13 protein-coding genes are annotated in these 18,275 nt (G+C 71.8%); 7 read left to right on the top strand and 6 right to left on the bottom strand.

Features of this window, described 5'->3' with window-relative positions; genetic code table 11:
- Positions 1 to 4 precede the first annotated feature (4 nt).
- The 3 genes from glpK to L6E17_RS03115 form a co-directional block, all read right to left on the bottom strand.
- The gene (gene glpK / locus L6E17_RS03125; RefSeq protein WP_236239221.1) at positions 5 to 1,537 is read right to left on the bottom strand and encodes a glycerol kinase GlpK; all 1,533 of its coding nucleotides are present in this window, start codon (positions 1,535 to 1,537) and stop codon (positions 5 to 7) included.
- A gap of 53 nt (positions 1,538 to 1,590) precedes the next feature.
- Positions 1,591 to 2,358: an MIP/aquaporin family protein gene (locus tag L6E17_RS03120; protein ID WP_236239220.1), complete on the bottom strand. Its 768-nt coding sequence runs from the start codon at positions 2,356 to 2,358 to the stop codon at positions 1,591 to 1,593.
- A 1,051-nt stretch (positions 2,359 to 3,409) separates the two neighbouring features.
- On the bottom strand, positions 3,410 to 4,174 hold the full coding sequence (locus L6E17_RS03115) for an IclR family transcriptional regulator (RefSeq protein ID WP_236239219.1): 765 nt from the start codon (positions 4,172 to 4,174) through the stop codon (positions 3,410 to 3,412).
- A 242-nt stretch (positions 4,175 to 4,416) separates the two neighbouring features.
- On the opposite strand from L6E17_RS03115, the gene metH reads away from it, so the two are divergent.
- The 4 genes from metH (at position 4,417) to L6E17_RS03095 (ending at position 12,833) form a co-directional block, all read left to right on the top strand.
- Entirely contained in the window at positions 4,417 to 7,950 is a 3,534-nt protein-coding gene (gene metH, locus L6E17_RS03110; RefSeq protein WP_236239218.1) for a methionine synthase, read from the top strand.
- Positions 7,951 to 8,395: 445 nt separating this feature from the next.
- Positions 8,396 to 9,097 carry an HAD family phosphatase gene (locus L6E17_RS03105; protein ID WP_236239217.1) on the top strand — a complete coding sequence of 234 codons (702 nt, stop codon included), beginning with the start codon at positions 8,396 to 8,398 and terminating at the stop codon, positions 9,095 to 9,097.
- A gap of 478 nt (positions 9,098 to 9,575) precedes the next feature.
- Complete coding sequence (locus L6E17_RS03100; RefSeq protein WP_236239216.1) at positions 9,576 to 11,177, top strand: ABC transporter substrate-binding protein; 1,602 nt, start codon at positions 9,576 to 9,578, stop codon at positions 11,175 to 11,177.
- Between the two features lie 66 nt (positions 11,178 to 11,243).
- A complete protein-coding gene (locus L6E17_RS03095) occupies positions 11,244 to 12,833 on the top strand; it encodes an ABC transporter substrate-binding protein (RefSeq protein WP_236239215.1) in 1,590 nt (529 codons plus the stop codon).
- Positions 12,834 to 12,912: 79 nt separating this feature from the next.
- Here the strand turns inward: L6E17_RS03095 and L6E17_RS03090 are convergent, their stop codons facing one another.
- Both L6E17_RS03090 and L6E17_RS03085 read right to left on the bottom strand, forming a co-directional pair.
- Positions 12,913 to 13,584 (bottom strand): response regulator transcription factor, encoded by a 672-nt coding sequence (locus L6E17_RS03090; RefSeq protein WP_236239214.1) that lies wholly within the window; start codon positions 13,582 to 13,584, stop codon positions 12,913 to 12,915.
- Positions 13,585 to 13,656: 72 nt separating this feature from the next.
- Complete coding sequence (locus tag L6E17_RS03085; protein ID WP_374108997.1) at positions 13,657 to 14,640, bottom strand: RecB family exonuclease; 984 nt, start codon at positions 14,638 to 14,640, stop codon at positions 13,657 to 13,659.
- 70 nt (positions 14,641 to 14,710) lie between these two features.
- Between L6E17_RS03085 and L6E17_RS03080 the strand changes: the two genes are divergently transcribed.
- The 3 genes from L6E17_RS03080 to L6E17_RS03070 all read left to right on the top strand — a co-directional run bounded on the left by L6E17_RS03080 (position 14,711) and on the right by L6E17_RS03070 (position 17,785).
- Positions 14,711 to 15,958, top strand: a complete 1,248-nt coding sequence (locus L6E17_RS03080) for a site-2 protease family protein (RefSeq protein ID WP_236239212.1) — start codon at positions 14,711 to 14,713, stop codon at positions 15,956 to 15,958.
- A 56-nt stretch (positions 15,959 to 16,014) separates the two neighbouring features.
- The gene (locus L6E17_RS03075; RefSeq protein ID WP_236239211.1) at positions 16,015 to 16,902 is read left to right on the top strand and encodes a tRNA (adenine-N1)-methyltransferase; all 888 of its coding nucleotides are present in this window, start codon (positions 16,015 to 16,017) and stop codon (positions 16,900 to 16,902) included.
- 295 nt (positions 16,903 to 17,197) lie between these two features.
- The gene (locus tag L6E17_RS03070; RefSeq protein ID WP_236239210.1) at positions 17,198 to 17,785 is read left to right on the top strand and encodes a hypothetical protein; all 588 of its coding nucleotides are present in this window, start codon (positions 17,198 to 17,200) and stop codon (positions 17,783 to 17,785) included.
- 4 nt (positions 17,786 to 17,789) lie between these two features.
- Here L6E17_RS03070 and L6E17_RS03065 read toward each other — a convergent pair whose 3' ends face one another.
- Positions 17,790 to 18,101, bottom strand: coding sequence for a ferredoxin (locus L6E17_RS03065; RefSeq protein ID WP_236239209.1), 312 nt, complete (start codon positions 18,099 to 18,101; stop codon positions 17,790 to 17,792).
- Positions 18,102 to 18,275 lie beyond the last annotated feature (174 nt).

Raw genomic sequence — 18,275 nt, 5'->3', positions numbered from 1 at the left:
CGAATTACTCCTCGTCCTCGATCCAGCCCATGGTCCGCTCGACGGCCTTGAGCCAGCTCTTGTACTCGCGTTCGCGGGTCTCCGCGTCCATGCGCGGGGTCCACTCGGCGGCGCGGCGCCAGTTGGCGCGCAGCGCGTCGGTGTCGGGCCAGAAGCCGACGGCCAGGCCGGCGGCGTAGGCCGCGCCGAGGCAGGTGGTCTCGGCGACCATCGGGCGCACGACCGGTGCGTCCAGGAAGTCGGCGAGGGTCTGCATCAGCAGGTTGTTGGAGGTCATGCCGCCGTCGACCTTCAGCGCGGACAGCTCGACGCCGGAGTCCTTGGTCATGGCGTCGGTGATCTCGCGGGTCTGCCAGGCGGTCGCCTCGAGGACGGCGCGGGCGATGTGCGCCTTGGTGACGTAGCGGGTGAGGCCGGCGATCACGCCGCGGGCGTCGGAGCGCCAGTACGGGGCGAAGAGGCCCGAGAAGGCCGGCACGAAGTACGTGCCGCCGTTGTCCTCCACCGACAGTGCCAGGGTCTCGATCTCGGCCGCGGTGCTGATCAGGCCCATCTGGTCGCGCATCCACTGGACGAGCGAGCCGGTGACGGCGATGGAGCCCTCGAGGGCGTAGACCGGCTTAGCGTCGCCGATCTGGTAGCCGACCGTGGTGAGCAGCCCGCTGTACGAGTTGATGATCTTGTCGCCGGTGTTCATCAGCATGAACGTTCCGGTGCCGTACGTGGACTTCGCCTCGCCCTCCGCGAAGCAGGTCTGCCCGAACAGCGCCGCCTGCTGGTCGCCGAGCGCGGAGGCCACCGGCACGCCGTCCAGGACGCCGCCCTTGACCGTGCCGTACACCTCGGCGGAGGAGCGGATCTCGGGGAGGATCTCCGCCGGGACCTCCATGGACTGGAGGATCTTGTCGTCCCACTCCATGGTGTGGAGGTTCATCAGCATGGTGCGGGAGGCGTTGGTGACGTCCGTGACGTGCCGGCCGCCGTCGACGCCGCCGGTCAGGTTCCAGATGACCCAGGAGTCCATGGTGCCGAAGAGGATCTCGCCGCGTTCGGCGCGCTCGCGCAGGCCCTCGATGTTGTCGAGCAGCCAGCGGGCCTTCGGGCCGGCGAAGTAGGACGCCAGCGGCAGGCCCGTCTCGCGGCGGAAGCGGTCCTGGCCGACGTTGCGGCCGAGCTCCCTGCACAGGCCGTCGGTGCGGGTGTCCTGCCAGACGATCGCGTTGTGGACCGGCTCACCGGTGTTCCTGTCCCACAGCAGCGTGGTCTCGCGCTGGTTGGTGATGCCGATCGCCTTGACGTCGGCGGCGGTGATGCCGGCCTTCTCGATGGCCCCGGCGACGACCTCCTGGACGTTCGTCCAGATCTCCTTGGCGTCGTGCTCGACCCAGCCCGGCTTCGGGAAGATCTGCTCGTGCTCCTTCTGGTCGACGGAGACGATGCGCCCGTCGCGGTCGAAGACGATGCAGCGGCTGGAGGTGGTGCCCTGGTCGATGGCCGCGATGAACGGACCGGAGCCGTGCGAGGTGGTGGCGGTCATAGGGGGTGTGCTCCTCAAGGTCGGTGAAGGGTCGGGTGGTGTACCGGCTGGTTTCAGGCGAACACGAGGTTGTAGATACCCCCGGCGACGGCCGCGCCGATCAGCGGGCCGGCCACGGGGATCCACGAGTAGCCCCAGTCGGAGCCGCCCTTGTTGGGCAGGGGGAGCAGTGCGTGGACGATGCGGGGACCGAGGTCGCGCGCGGGGTTGATGGCGTAACCGGTCGGACCGCCGAGCGAGAGGCCGATGGAGACGACCACGAACGACACGATCAGGCCGCCCAGGGGCCCGAGGCCCTTGCCGCTCTCGTTGAGGCCCTGGGTGAGCACGGCCAGGACGAGCACGGTGGTGCCGATGATCTCGGTGGCGAGGTTCTGCCAGGTGTTGCGGATCTCCGGGCCGGTGGAGAAGATGCCGAGGACCGGACCGGGGCCCTCGATGGCGTCGGCGACGGGCTTGGAGATGATCTCCGGGTCCCGCAGGTGCGACTGGAAGTGCCCGTAGTACGCGACGACCATGAGGGCGGCGCCGATCATCGCGCCCAGGAGCTGGCCGGCGACGTACACCGGGACGTCGTTCCACTCGCCTGACTTGATCGCGATGCCCAGCGTGACCGCCGGGTTCAGGTGCGCACCGGAGAGGGAACCGGTGGTGTAGACGGCGGTCATGACCGCGAAGCCCCACCCGAGGGTGATGGCGACCCAGCCGGCGCCGTGCGCCTTGGAGCGCTTCAGCACGACGGCGGCCACGACGCCTCCGCCGAGGAGGATGAGCAGGGCGGTACCGATGATCTCGCCCAAGAAGATGTCGGAGCTGGACACCCGCGACTCCTTTGTCCTTCGTCCAGGGAAAGGCGAACCCCGGGTCCCTCCGGTGGTTCGTCGCCCTCGGGGTGAGGGCAGTAACCGGCCTCCTGGCGCTGTCACACTCTAGCGTGTAATCCCGGTAGGTGTTCGACAATGCCGACCGATGGACGGCAGTTTTGCCCTGGCGTGAATTCTGCGTCAAGAGTTCGAGGCGCGTAGACCCGATCGTTACCGTCGCCCTCCGTGTGCACCGGCTCTGACCTGGGCCTTCGCTGCCCTCGCGGCCGCACTTCGGGCCGACCGGGGGAGCGGATGCCGTCCGCCGCGGCCCTCGCCTCGGCGGTGGCGACCGCCCGGCGGGCGGACGGGCGGGGCGATGGCCGCTCCGCGGCGGGCCGGTGAGCCGCACCTGCGGCGCTGCTGAGCGGGCCGGGGGTTACGGCGGCTGCGGGGGCGGCCGCCCGCCTCGGAGGCCCTGCGTGCTGCTGCGGGGGCGGGGCGGCCGGGCGGCGGTACTGCGGGGCTCGTCGGCTCGACGGCAACGCGTGCCGTCACCGTCAGGCGGTACGCCCCGAGCCCCAGTGAGCGACCCGCCTGGTGCCCGCCCGGTGCCCGCCCGGTGCCTGCCCGGCGCCTGCCTGGCCCCGCGTCTGCCTCTGTCCGTGCTCGCCCGGCCCGCGGCCCTGACCGTGCCCGCCCGGCTCCGTGCCTGCCTGGCCCCGACGGGCGCCCGGCCTCGCGCTGCCCCGCCCGTGGCTGCCCCCGACGGGCGCCCGCCCAGGCCCGCGCCTGCCTCCACCCGTGCCTGTCCTGCCGGCGCCCGCCCGAGCCACACATCGACCCGACAGCGCCCCAGAGCCACGGCCCCAGAGCCAGGGCCTCAGAGCCGGGATCCCAGAGCCGGGGCCCGGAGCCAGCGCCCCAGAACCAAGGCCCCGGGCCAGGGCCCAGAGTCAGGGCCCAGAGCCAGGGGCCCAGAGTCAGGGGCCCAGAGCCAGGGGCTCCGGGCCGACGCCGCCCGCATCCCTGCCCGTGCCGTAGGCGGAGGCGGCGCCGTAAGCCGCTGCTAGAAGCGCCCGGCGCCCAGGTCGCGGGAGACCGCCCGCGCGCACTCCCGTACCGCCGCCACCAGCTCCGACCGCAGCTCCCCGGCGTCGCAGACCCGTTCCACCGCGCCCGTGATCGCCACCGCGCCCACCGGCATCCTCCGCCGGTCGTGGATGGGCGCTGCCACCGACGCCACGCCTTCCCAGGTCTCCTCCACGTCGGCGGCCCAGCCGCGCGCCCGGGTCAGGTCCAGCAGTTCCTCGAAGTCGTCGAGCGCCGTGACCGTGCGCGGGGTGAACGCCTTGCGGTCCACCTCCACCGCCTCGCTGTGCGCCACGGGGTCGTACGCCGACAGCACCTTCCCCAGGGCCGTGGAGTGCAGCGGCTGCATGGCCCCCACCTCCAGCACCTGGCGGCTGTCGTCCGGCCGGAAGACGTGGTGGATGACGAGCACCCCGTGCTGGTGCAGCACGCCCAGGTGGACGCTCTCCCCGCTGGACCTGGCGAGGTCGTCCGTCCACACCAGCGCCCGGGCCCGCAGCTCGTGCACGTCCAGATAGCTGTTGCCGAGGCGCAGCAGTTCCGCACCGAGCTGGTAGCGCCCGGACGCGGCGTCCTGCTCGACGAAGCCCTCCGACTGGAGGGTCCGCAGAATGCCGTGCGCCGTGCCCTTCGCCAGGCCCAGCGAGGACGCGATGTCGGAGAGGCCCAGCCGACGCTCTCCACCCGCGAGCAGTCGCAGCATCGCCGCCGCTCGTTCAAGCGACTGGATGTTCTTCGCCATCCCCGGCCTGCTCCTTCACTCCATGGTTCGACAATGCTGAACACTATCGGCCTTTGTCGACCCCCGGCCACATGTCGGACAGCCCCCGATGGTCTTGGCCGGACTTCGACGTCCCGCCAAGCATGCCGTCCGCCACGTGGAACGAGATGTCCACCCCGGGGGCGGGACGGTTACGCTGACGACGTGCGCCTCCCGCCCGGTGGCGCAAAGCCGACAGCCGTCGCACCTCAGGGAGCACCTCCATGGCCTCGTTGCCGACCTCGTCCACCGCGCCCGCAGCCCCGGCCGACAGCGCCGCCCGAGCCGCCGCCCTCCGCGAGGCCCTCGCGACGCGCGTGGTCGTCGCCGACGGTGCGATGGGCACGATGCTCCAGGCGCAGGAGCCGACGCTGGACGACTTCCAGCAGTTGGAGGGGTGCAACGAGATCCTCAGCGTCACCCGCCCCGACATCGTGCGCTCCGTCCACGAGGCGTACTTCTCCGTCGGCGTCGACTGCGTCGAGACCAACACCTTCGGGGCCAACCTCACCGCGCTGGGCGAGTACGACGCGGCGGACCGCGTCGTCGAGCTGTCCGAGGCGGGCGCCCGCATCGCCCGCGAGGTCGCCGACGAGTTCACCGCCGCCACCGGGCAGCAGCGCTGGGTGCTCGGCTCCGTCGGCCCCGGCACCAAGCTGCCGACCCTCGGCCACACCACGTACGCCGCCATCCGCGACGCCTACCAGCAGAACGCCGAGGGCCTCCTCGCCGGCGGCGCCGACGCGCTCATCGTCGAGACCACGCAGGACCTGCTCCAGACCAAGGCGTCCGTGATCGCCGCCCGCCGCGCCATGGACGTGGCCGGCTACAGCGTGCCGCTGATCGTCTCCGTCACCGTCGAGACCACCGGCACGATGCTCCTCGGCTCCGAGATCGGCGCCGCGCTCACCGCGCTGGAGCCCCTCGGCATCGACATGATCGGCCTGAACTGCGCCACCGGCCCCGCCGAGATGAGCGAGCACCTGCGCTACCTCGCCCGCCACTCCCGCGTCGCCCTGTCCTGCATGCCGAACGCGGGCCTGCCCGTCCTCGGCAAGAGCGGCGCCCACTACCCGCTCACCGCCCCCGAGCTCGCCGACGCTCAGGAGACCTTCGTCCGCGAGTACGGGCTCTCCCTCGTCGGCGGCTGCTGCGGCACCACGCCCGAGCACCTGCGGCAGGTCGTGGAGCGCGTGCGCGGCCTGACCCCGCCGGAGCGCGACCCGCGCCCGGAGCCCGGCGCGGCCTCCCTCTACCAGACGGTGCCCTTCCGCCAGGACACCTCGTACCTCGCCATCGGCGAGCGGACCAACGCCAACGGGTCGAAGAAGTTCCGCGAGGCCATGCTCGACGGGCGCTGGGACGACTGCGTGGAGATGGCCCGCGAGCAGATCCGCGAGGGCGCCCACATGCTCGACCTGTGCGTCGACTACGTCGGGCGGGACGGCGTCGCCGACATGGAGGAGCTGGCCGGCCGCTTCGCCACCGCCTCCACCCTGCCGATCGTGCTGGACTCCACCGAGGTCGACGTCATCCGGGCCGGGCTGCAGAAGCTCGGCGGCCGTGCCGTGATCAACTCCGTGAACTACGAGGACGGCGACGGACCCGACTCCCGCTTCGCGAAGGTCACCCGGCTGGCCCAGGAGCACGGCGCCGCGCTGATCGCCCTCACCATCGACGAGGAGGGCCAGGCCCGCACGGCGGAGAAGAAGGTCGAGATCGCCGAGCGCCTCATCGCCGACCTGACCGGGAACTGGGGCATCCACGAGGAGGACATCCTCGTCGACTGCCTCACCTTCACCATCTGCACCGGCCAGGAGGAGTCCCGCAAGGACGGCATCGCCACGATCGAGGGGATCCGCGAGCTCAAGCGCCGCCACCCGAAGGTGCAGACGACGCTGGGCCTGTCGAACATCTCCTTCGGCCTCAATCCCGCCGCCCGCATCCTGCTGAACTCCGTCTTCCTCGACGAGTGCGTCAAGGCGGGCCTCGACTCCGCCATCGTGCACGCGTCGAAGATCCTGCCGATCGCCCGCTTCGACGACGAGCAGGTCACCACCGCCCTCGACCTCATCTACGACCGGCGCTCCGAGGGCTACGACCCGCTGCAGAAGCTCATGGAGCTCTTCGAGGGCGCCACCGCCAAGTCCCTGAAGGCCGGCAAGGCCGAGGAGCTGGCGGCCCTGCCGCTGGAGGAGCGCCTCAAGCGCCGCATCATCGACGGCGAGCGCAACGGCCTGGAAGCCGACCTCGACGATGCCCTGACGACCCGCAAGGCACTCGACATCGTCAACGAGACCCTCCTCGACGGCATGAAGGTCGTCGGCGAGCTGTTCGGATCCGGCCGGATGCAGCTGCCGTTCGTCCTCCAGTCGGCCGAGGTGATGAAGACGGCCGTCGCCCACCTCGAACCGCACATGGAGAAGACCGACGACGGCGCCGGCAAGGGCACCATCGTGCTGGCCACCGTGCGCGGCGACGTCCACGACATCGGCAAGAACCTCGTCGACATCATCCTCTCCAACAACGGCTACAACGTCGTCAACCTGGGCATCAAGCAGCCCGTCTCCGCCATCGTCGAGGCGGCCGAGGAGCACCGGGCCGACGTCATCGGCATGTCCGGACTCCTCGTCAAGTCGACCGTCGTGATGAAGGAGAACCTGGAGGAGCTCAACCAGCGCGACCTGGCCGCCAAGTACCCCGTGATCCTCGGCGGCGCCGCCCTCACCCGCGCCTACGTCGAACAGGACCTGCACGAGGTGTACGAAGGCGAGGTGCGCTACGCCCGCGACGCTTTCGAGGGCCTGCGCCTCATGGACGCCCTCGTCGCCGTCAAGCGCGGCGTGCCCGGCGCGGCGCTGCCCGAGCTCCGCCCGCGCCGCGTGCGCGCCGCGGCCGCACCCGTACCGGAGGAGGCCCCGCAGGACGGCGCCGTCCGCTCCGACGTGGCCACCGACAACCCGATCCCCGAGCCGCCGTTCTGGGGCACCCGCGTCGTGAAGGGCATCCAGCTCAAGGAGTACGCCTCCTGGCTCGACGAGGGCGCCCTGTTCAAGGGCCAGTGGGGCCTGAAGCAGTCCCGCGCCGGGGAGGGCCCCACGTACGAGGAGCTCGTCGAGACCGAGGGCCGGCCCCGCCTCCGCGGCTGGCTGGACCGCCTCCACACCGACAACCTGCTGGAAGCCGCCGTCGTCCACGGCTACTTCCCGTGCGTGTCCAAGGGCGACGACCTGATCATCCTGGACGAGCGCGGCAACGAACGCACCCGGTTCACCTTCCCGCGCCAGCGCCGCGGCCGCCGGCTCTGCCTGGCGGACTTCTTCCGCCCGGAGGAGTCCGGCGAGACCGACGTGGTCGGCCTCCAGGTCGTCACGGTGGGCTCCCGGATCGGCGAGGCCACGGCCGAGCTGTTCGAGGCCGACGCCTACCGCGACTACCTGGAGCTGCACGGCCTGTCCGTCCAGCTCGCGGAGGCCCTCGCCGAGTACTGGCACGCCCGCGTCCGCGCCGAGCTCGGCTTCGGCGGGGAGGACCCGGACGCGATCGAGGACATGTTCTCCCTCAAGTACCGGGGCGCCCGCTTCTCGCTCGGCTACGGAGCCTGCCCCGACCTGGAGGACCGCGCCAAGATCGCGAGCCTGCTGGAGCCCGAGCGCATCGGCGTGCACCTGTCGGAGGAGTTCCAGCTGCACCCCGAGCAGTCCACGGACGCCATCGTGATCCACCACCCGGAGGCCAAGTACTTCAACGCCCGCTGACCCCCGGCGGCCCTCCGGAGCGCCGGCCGCCCCGCCCTCGGCACAGGGGCGGGGCGGTGCCGCGGCGGCCGGTGCGGGCGAGCCGCGGTCCCGCGGCGCCCGCCTTGCCGCCGGTGGCGGCTGCCCGGTGGGGCGCCCATGCGGCGAGCACCTCCCGCCCGGTCAGGGCGTGCCACACCCCCGCACGGCTCCGACCGCCTCCCGCCGCACATGGCCCGGCCGCGCACGCCGTGCGCCCTCCCGCCGACCCGGGCCGCGCCCCGCGGGGGATCGCGCTCCGTGGTGGCGCGGCGCCACGCCGCAGTCGCAGCGGCCGCGCCCCGGCGTACGCCGACGTACACTGGTCGATCCAGCGCAGGCCGGTCGCATCCGTCCCGCGGGGAGCGCGCCACGGCTCCCCGGGGGCCCGCGACCGGCCTTCTCGTCCCTCTTGGAGGTGTGCCGGATGACCAGCACCGTCCCCGCGTCCCCCGTCCGTACCGCCGGCGGTTCGGCTCTGCAGGCCGTGTTCCTCGACATGGACGGCACCCTCGTCGACACCGAGGGCTTCTGGTGGGACGTGGAGGTCGCGGTCTTCGCGGACCTCGGCCACCGGCTGGACGAATCCTGGCGCGACATCGTCGTCGGCGGCCCCATGACCCGCAGCGCCGGCTACCTCATCGAGGCCACCGGGGCCGACATCAGCCTCCCCGAACTCACCACCCTCCTCAACGACCGGTTCGAGGAGCGCATCGACGGCGGCGTGCCGCTCATGCCCGGTGCCCGCCGGCTGCTCACCCAGCTCACCGCCCACGCCGTCCCCACCGCCCTGGTGTCCGCCTCGCACCGCCGCATCATCGACCGCGTCCTGCAGTCCCTCGGCCCCGACCACTTCACCGTCACCGTGGCAGGCGACGAGGTGCCCCGCACCAAGCCCCACCCCGATCCGTACCTGCTGGCGGCCCGCAGCGTGGGCGCGGACCCGGCCCGCTGCGCCGTCGTCGAGGACACTCCGACCGGTGTGGCCGCCGCCGAGGCCGCGGGGTGCCGGGTCGTCGCCGTTCCCTCGCTCGCACCGATCGCCCCCGCCGACGGCCGCGCCGTCGTCCGCTCCCTGGAAGAAGTCGATCTCGACTTTCTCCGTTCGCTGATCACGAGAACGGACTGATCCGCATACCGAGCGTGGCGCATTGAATAGCGGAAAACCCCACGACTGCTCAGCGTGTATTTTCCGTGACCGTACGGAAAAGCATCGAACGTGACGTTGCTCACGCACGGTGGTCCCCGCGCCCTGTCCGCAAGGGTCGGCATGCCCGGTACGGGCCGCTTCGGCCGCGTCCTTGTGTCCGCATTGGTGAAGCGGTGTACGAAACATTCCTCCGCTACGCAGCCGTACGGGCACCGCCTGCGATCGCTTTCTGATGACCTTTCAACTTCACCCCGGTCCGGGATGAGTGGCGCTGCCACTAATCTTCTGGCGAGCACTTCGCCGCACATTCCCCGTCTTCCGGACCGCGACAATGCCACCGGGAACACGGGGTCGACCGTCCGCCGCCGAGCCCGGTCGTCCCAGCCCCACAGGGCGCCCGCGGCGCGGGCTCCGCACACCGCTTCACCTCCGTGCCGGATCCAGGAGTACGTCCCCCATGAACCGCAAGACCCTGGCGCTCGCCGCCGCGGTCGGCCTCCTCGCGCCCCTCCTCGCCGCCTGCGGGAGCGACACGAGGGGAGCCGCCAGACCGGGCGCCATCGTCGTCGGCACGACCGACCGGTTCACCGCCACACAGGACGCTCCCGCACCCTTCGACCCGGCCTACGCCTACGACTCCGGCATCTGGAACGTCCTGCGCCAGACCGTCCAGACCCTCATGCGCGTCCCGCGCGGCGGTGGCCGCCCCGTCCCCGACGCGGCCTCCGAGTGCCAGTTCACCGACCGCGCCAGCCAGCGCTACCGCTGCTTCCTGCGCGAGGACCTCGTCTTCGCCGACGGCAGGCCCGTCACCGCCCAGGACGTCAAGTTCTCCCTCGAACGCGTCCTGGCCATCAAGTCCGACAACGGCGCCGCCGGTCTGCTGTCCACCATCGGCACCATCGAGACCAGGGGCTACCGCGAGGTCGTCTTCCACCTCCGCACCCCCGACGCCACGTTCCCGTACAAGCTGTCGACGCCCGTCGCGGGCATCGTCAGCAGCGACAAGTACGCGCACGACTCCCTCCGCGAGGGCTTCCAGGTCGACGGCTCCGGGCCCTACACCATGGAGCCCGTCGTGCGCGACGGCCGCGTCAGCAGCGTCGTGTTCAGCAGGAACCCGCGCTACAAGGGCGGTGTCGAGGTCCGCAACGACACCGTCGAACTGCGCTCCTTCCCCGACCCGGGCGCCATGGCGAAGGCCCTCGGCGACGGCGCCATCGACATGATGACGCGCACGATGACGCCGCAGCAGATCGAGGAGCTCGACCGCAAGCCCGCCGAAGGCATCAAGCTCACCGAGGTCCCGGGACTGGAGATCCGCTACCTCGCCTTCAACACCGAGGCGCCGGCCGTCAAGGACAAGGCGGTCCGCCAGGCCATGGCGTCCCTCGTCGACCGCAACGAGATCGCCGCGCGGGTGTACGGCCCCACGGCCCAGCCCCTGTACTCGCTGATCCCGTCGACGATCGCCACCCACGCCAACTCGTTCTTCGACCGCTACGGCGAACCGAGCCGCGACAAGGCCGCGGGCATCCTCGGCGACGCCGGCATCGACACCCCGGTCGAGCTCACCCTGCACTACACCACCGACCACTACGGGACCGCGACGGCCGAGGAGTTCGCGGCCCTGCGCGACCAGCTGAACAAGAGCGGCCTCTTCGACGTCACCGTGGAGGGAACCGAGTGGTCCGCCTTCCGCGCCGCCCAGAAGCGCGGCGACTACGCGGTGTACGGCCTCGGTTGGTTCCCCGACTTCCCCGACCCCGACAACTACATCGCCCCGTTCCTCGATGGCGACAACTTCCTCAACACGCCCTACGCCAGCGCCGAGGCCCGCGACCAGCTCATCCCCGCGTCCCGCCGCGAAGCCGACCGCACCGCCGCCGCCGGCACCTTCCGCCGGCTCCAGGACATCGTCGCCCGCGACGTGCCGGTGCTCCCGCTGTGGCAGGGCAAGCAGTACGTCGCCTCCCGCGACACCCTCAACGGCGTCGAATGGGCGCTCAACACCTCCTCGGACCTGCAGCTCTGGGAGCTCGGCCGAGGAACCGCCTGACCCCTGCTGTACCCCCGGGCCGCACCCCCAGCCCGGCCGTCCGAGAGATCCAGAGGCAAGGTTCCAGTGAAGGCACACAACAAGTGGCTGACGGCCCCGCTCGCCGCGGGGCTCGCCGCCGCCGCCCTGAGCGGCTGCGGCACCGACGACGGCGCTGCCGCGGGCGGCGAGGGCAGGGTCGTCATCGGCATGTCCGACGAGGTCATGGCCACCGACCCGGCGGCCGGCTACGACCCCGGTTCCTGGCTGCTGTTCAACAACGTCTTCCAGTCCCTGCTGAGCTTCCCCAACGGCGGGACCGAGCCCCAGCCGGAGGCAGCCGAGAGCTGCGACTTCGACAAGGGCGCCAGCACCGTCTACCGCTGCACCCTGCGCGAGGGCCTGAAGTTCAGCAACGGCAACCCGCTCACCGCCGAGGACGTCAAGTTCTCCTTCGAGCGCGCCCTGAAGATCGGCGACCCGAACGGCCCCGGCCCGCTGCTGTCGACCATCGACCGCATCGACACCCCGGACGAGAAGACCGTCGTCTTCACCCTGAAGGTCCCCGACGCCACCTTCCCCAGCAAGATCGCCTCCGGTGCCGGCTCCATCGTCGACCACCGCGAGTACCCGGCCGACGCCCTGCGCACCGACGGCAAGGCCGTCGGCTCCGGCCCGTACAAGCTGGACTCGTTCAGCGCCACCGAGGCCGTGTTCTCCGTCAACGGCGGCTACCAGGGCAACGCGAAGGTCCGCAACAGCGGCGTCATGCTGAAGCTCTACCAGGGCGACCGCAAGGCCCTCGCCGACGGTCTCCTCAACGGCGACGTCGACGTCGCCTACCGCGGCCTCGCCGCCGCCGACATCAAGAACCTCAACGGCTCCCCGACCGCCGGCCAGAAGGGCATCGAGGTCCAGGAGGGCTCCAGCGCCGAGGTCCAGCACCTGGTCTTCAACATGAAGGACCCGGTCGCCGGCAAGCTCGGCGTCCGCCAGGCCATCGCCTACCTCATCGACCGCGACGCCCTGGTCACCGACGTCTACCAGTCCACCGCCACCCCGCTCTACTCGATCGTCCCCGCCGGCATCCTCGGCCACAACACCGCCTTCTTCGACAAGTACGGCGACCAGCCGCAGCCCGCCAAGGCCAAGAAGGCCCTGGCCGACGCCGGCTTCGAGGACGGCAAGGTCAAGCTGACCCTGTACTCCACGCCCAACCGCTTCGGCCCGGGCACGGACCAGCAGATCGAGGCCATCGCCAAGCAGCTCAACGACAGCGGCCTCTTCGAAGCCGACGTCAAGTCCGTCGACTACGAGCAGTACGAGAAGGACATCGCCGCCGGCAAGTGCGGCGTCTACGTCAAGGGCTGGGTCCCGGACTACCCGGACCCCGACAACTTCACGCAGCCCTTCTTCGGTGACGGCAACGTCCTCGGCAACCACTACGAGAACAAGAAGATCACCGACAAGATCATCCCGGACACCGCGGCCGCCGCCGACCGCACCACCGCCCAGGAGGCGTACGGCACGCTGCAGAACCTCGTCGCCGACGACCTGCCCATCCTGCCGCTCTGGCAGGCCAAGCAGTACGCCGTCGCCTACAACACCGTCTCCGGCCTGGAGTGGACCCTCGACGCGTCGACCGTCTTCCGCTTCTGGGAGATCAAGAAGGGCTGACCCCGGCCCACCGCGCACACGACACGGCGGCCGCCCCGGGACCCGTCCCAGGGCGGCCGCCGCCGCCACCCCCGCCGGACTACTGCGCCCCCGGGCGCACCAGGCCGCTCTCGTACGCGTACACCGCCGCCTGCACCCGGTCCCGCAGCCCCAGCTTGGTCAGCACATGCCCCACGTGGGTCTTCACCGTCGTCTCCGACACGAACAGGTCCGCCGCGATCTCCGCGTTCGACAAGCCCCGCGCCACCAGCTTCAGCACCTCCACCTCACGGTCCGTCAAGGTGTTCAGCGCGTCCGGCACCGGCTCCTCGCCCGACGGCAGGTGCCCCGCGTACTTGTCGAGCAAACGGCGCGTGATGCTCGGCGCGAGCATCGCCTCGCCCGCCGCCACCACCCGGATCGCCTGCACCAGCTCCTGCGCCGGCGCGTCCTTCAGCAGGAAGCCGCTCGCACCCGCCTTCAACGCCTCCACCACGTACTCGTCCAGGTCGAACGTGGTCAGCACCAGCACCTTCGCCGGCCCGTCCCGCCCCGGACCGGTGATCTGGCGCGTCGCCTCCACACCGTCCATCCTGGGCATCCGGATGTCCATCAGCACCACGTCCGGCTGCAACGCCCGGACCTGGTCGAGGGCCTGGAGGCCGTCCCCGGCCTCACCGACCACCGCGAGGTCCTGCTCGGCCTCCAGAATCATCCGGAACCCGGTACGCAGCAGTGGCTGGTCATCGACCAGCAGGACGCGGATAGCCACGGAAAACTCCCTTAACAGATCACTGGACCCGCCCCATTCTGCCCCGACCCGCCCGCGCCCACCCACCGCGCCTCAGGACCCGCCACCACCCGCGAGCAGCGGGTACACCGGGGGAGTGCCGCCGAACTCCGGGCACAGGGCCTGGTGGTCGCACCACCCGCACAGCCTCGTCCGCCGCGGCCGCCAGTCACCCGTCTCCGTCGCCCGCCCGATCGCCTCCCACAGCGCCAGCAGCCTGCGCTCCACCCGCCGCAGGTCCGCCTCCACCGGGTCGTACGTGATCACGTCACCACTGCCCAGGTACACCAGCTGCAGCCGACGCGGCACCACACCCTTCAGCCGCCGCACCACCAGCGCGTAGAACACCATCTGGAACCACGCCTCGTCCGCGTACTCCGGCCGCGGCGCCCGGCCCGTCTTGTAGTCGACGATCCGCACCTCGCCCGTCGGCGCCACGTCCACCCGGTCGATCACCCCGCGCAGCCGCAGCCCCGAGTCCAGCTCCGCCTCCACGGACAGCTCCCGCTCGGCCGGCTCCAGGCACGTCGGGTCCTCCAGCGCGAACCAGCGCTCCACCAGCCCCTCGGCCTCCCGCAGCCACTGCCCCAGCCGCTCCCCGTCCGGGTCGTCCGCGAACAGCTCCGCCAGCTCCGGCCGCGACTCCAGCAGCCGGTCCCACTGCCGCGGCACCAGCGCCCGCGCCCGCGGAGCCGTACGCTCCGCCGCGGGTGCGTCGAAGAGCCGCTCCAGCACCGCGTGCACCAGCGTGCCCCGCGTGGCCGCCTCGCTCGGCTTCTCCGGCAGCCTGTCGATCACCCGGAACCGGTACAGCAGCGGACACCGCATGAAGTCACTCGCCCGCGAGGGCGAAAGCGACGACGGCGGCCGCGGCCCCGACGGCTCCTGCGGCCGCTGCGCCGGGGGCCCCGGCTGCGCAGCCGCAGCAGGCGCCTGAGGGCTCGGCTCCGGCGCCTCCGGGCTCGTCGGAAAAGGCTGCGGGCTCGTGGTCATGCCCCAGACCCTACGGCCCGCCACTGACAGCGAGCGACATACCATCGACGGCAGACCCTCCCGCACTGCATGATCGAGCAGGAAACACCCTCACGCTCCACATCGAAGGGAACCCGTGAACCAGGACGACGAAAGCGGCGGCCGCAAGCCCCCGCAGTCCGACACGGCAGGCACCACGCGCGACACCCCGGGCCCGCGCCGCGGCGAGCCCGGCGGCGGCATCCTCATGGGCCGCGCCTTCGGAGTGCCCATCTACGTCGCCCCCAGCTGGTTCCTCGTCGCCGCCCTCATCACCTGGGTCTTCGGCAACCAGCTCGACCGCGTCCTGCCCGAGCTCGGCGCCGCCCGCTACCTCGTCTCCCTCTTCTTCGCCGTCGCCTTCTACGGCTCCGTCCTCGTCCACGAGCTCGCCCACACCGTCGCCGCCCTCCGCTTCAAACTGCCCGTCCGCCGCATCCGGCTCCAGTTCTTCGGCGGCGTCTCCGAGATCGAGAAGGAGTCCGAGACCCCCGGCCGCGAGTTCGTCCTCGCCTTCGTCGGCCCCCTGCTCTCCCTCCTCCTCGCCGGCGCCTTCTACGCCGGGATGACGGCCGTCGAACCGGGCACCGTCCCCGGCGTCCTCCTCGCCGGCCTGATGATCTCCAACCTCATCGTCGCCGCCTTCAACCTGCTGCCCGGCCTCCCGCTCGACGGCGGCCGCATGCTCCGCGCCGTCGTCTGGAAACTCAGCGGCAAACCCATGACCGGCACCGTCGCCGCCGCCTGGGTCGGCCGCGCCCTCGCGGTCACCGTCCTCATCGGCCTGCCCCTCCTCACCCACACCGGCGCCCTCGGCTACCCCAGCGACCAGGTCAGCGGCATGGACACCCTGATGGACGCGCTCCTCGCCGCCATCCTCGCCGCGATCATCTGGACCGGAGCCGGCAACAGCCTCCGCATGGCACGGCTGCGCGAGCACCTCCCCGAGCTGCGCGCCCGCGCCCTCACCCGCCGCGCGGTCCCCGTCCGCTCCGACACCCCGCTCTCCGAAGCACTCCGCCGCGCCAACGACGCCGGCGCCCGCGCCCTCGTCGTCGTCGACGGCCAGGGCAGGCCCACCGCCCTCGTCCGGGAGGCCGCCATCGTCGGCATCCCGCAGCACCGCCGCCCCTGGGTCGCCGTCAGCGGACTCGCCCAGGACCTCACCGAGGCCATGAAGGTCCCCGCCGAACTCGCCGGCGAGGCCCTGCTGGACAAGCTCCGCGAGACCCCCGCCACCGAGTACCTCGTCGTCGAGGACACCGGCGAGATCTACGGCGTCCTGTCCACCGCCGACGTCGAACGCGCCTTCGTCCGCGCCATGGCCCGCCCCGCCACCCCCTGACGGCCGCCACCCCGCCCCCGGCCGAGGGAGCCCCCGCGGCCCGGTACCCTGGTCACATGTCCGAACCGACCGGTGCCGCCCGCCGTCGCGGGCCCTTCAAGGTCGGGGACCAGGTCCAGCTCACCGACCCCAAGGGACGCCACTACACGTTCACGCTCGAAGCCGGGAAGAACTTCCACACCCACAAGGGTTCCTTCCCCCACGACGAGCTGATCGGCGCCCCCGAGGGCAGTGTCGTCCGTACCACGGGAAACGTCGCGTACCTCGCGCTGCGCCCCCTGCTCCCCGACTACGTCCTGTCCATGCCCCGCGGGGCCGCCGTCGTCTACCCGAAGGACGCGGGGCAGATCCTCGCCTTCGCCGACATCTTCCCCGGCGCCCGGGTCGTCGAGGCCGGCGTCGGCTCCGGCTCGCTGAGCTCCTTCCTGCTGCGCGCCATCGGCGACAGCGGCATGCTGCACTCGTACGAGCGCCGCGAGGACTTCGCGGAGATCGCCAAGGCGAACGTCGAACGCTACTTCGGCGGGCCGCACCCGGCCTGGCAGCTCACCGTGGGCGACCTCCAGGACAACCTCAGCGACACCGACGTCGACCGCGTCATCCTGGACATGCTCGCCCCCTGGGAGTGCCTGGAGGCCGCCTCCAAGGCCCTCGTGCCCGGCGGCATCCTCTGCTGCTACGTCGCCACCACCACCCAGCTCGCGCGCACCGTGGAGTCCATCCGCGAGATCGGCTGCTACGCCGAGCCGCAGCCCTGGGAGAGCATGATCCGCAACTGGCACGTCGAGGGACTCGCCGTCCGGCCCGACCACCGCATGATCGGGCACACCGGCTTCCTCGTCACCGCCCGCCGCCTCGCCGACGGGGTCGAACCGCCCATGCGCCGCCGCCGCCCCGCCAAGGGCGCGTACGGCGAGGACTACGAAGGCCCCAACAAGGGCTGAGGCCGACCGCGGCCGCGCACAGGATCCGCATCCCCGTCACCACGGCAACGCCACCGCGCCGCCGCCCGGTTCCCACCCTCCACACGGGAACCCGGCGGCGGCGTCGACGCGTTGGCGACCGGCCGCCGACCGCCCTGCACGGGACCGCCGACCACCCGGCACCGCCCGCCGAGCACCGTCACCGGCCCGCCGACCACCCGGCAGGAGGGCGGCGCCACCCCCTGGTTCCCTCCCCCTGTGACGTATGGCACGATGCAGCCCACCCCTCCACGCACCGTCACAGGAGACACCCCGCGTGCAGCCTTCCGCCCTCCCGGACCTCGCGCACACCCCCGGCCTCGCGCACACCCGCGCCCGCCCCGTGCACTGGCTCGCCACCGCCGCCGCCATGGCCGGCGTCATCGCCCTCGCCGGCCTGCTGCAACCCCGCGCCGCGACGGCCACCGGCCCCGGCGGCGCCGCCCCCGCACCCGCGCCCGCCCCGGCCCCCGACGCACGGGCCGTCACCTATCCGCTCGACTGCGCCGGCGCCCCCACCGCCGTCGCGAGGACCGCCACCGGCGACCTCGACGGCGACGGCCGGCCCGAGACCGTCGCCGCCGCGCACTGCCAGGCCGGCTCAGGCACCCCGCCCCACGGCCTGTACGTCCTCACCCGCGGCCGCGGCGACACCGCCCCCCGCATCGTCGCCACCCTCGTCGAACCCGCCCAGGGCCTCACCGCCACCGGGCTCGCCCTGCGCGACGGGACGATCACCGCGACCCTGCTCGGCTACTCCGCCCCGGACATCCCCCGCTGCTGCCCCGACCGCAAGGAAACCGCCAACTGGCGATGGGCGGGAGGGACGTTCCTGCGGACGACCACCGGCACAGAAGGTCAGTGAACCGTCACTCCGCGTCCGGACCGTACACCTCGACACTGTCCGAAACGCGACGCACATGGATGCACTCGCCCGGGCACTCCCGGGCCGAGTCCACCACGTCCTGAAGCAGCGGAAGCGGAACCGGAGCCGTCGCCCCCGGAGCCTGCAACAGCTCGTCCTCCGCGCCCTTCACGTACGCCAGACCGTCGATGTCCAGCTCGAACACCTCCGGCGCGTACTGCGCGCAGATCCCGTCCCCCGTGCACAGGTCCTGGTCGATCCAGACCTCCAGAGCCTCTCCGGGAGCCATGGAAGGAGCCTCGTGCTGCGCGGTCATATGCCTGCCGTTTCCTGCGTCGCGTGAACCGTCGTCAGACAAGTCGGGCCCCGTCTGACGGGTGTTGGCCACTGACGACGATACAACCGGCCGCTTTTCGATGTTGAAGGGTGGGTATTCCCTTGACACGAGGGAGAGCGCAAGGGTGAAGATCGGACACACCCCCGGAGTCTT

Source organism: Streptomyces sp. CC228A, from assembly GCF_021390935.1.
GTDB lineage: Bacteria > Actinomycetota > Actinomycetes > Streptomycetales > Streptomycetaceae > Streptomyces.
Note: the sequence above shows the minus strand (reverse complement) of the source record. Positions and strands in the feature narration are given on the sequence as shown.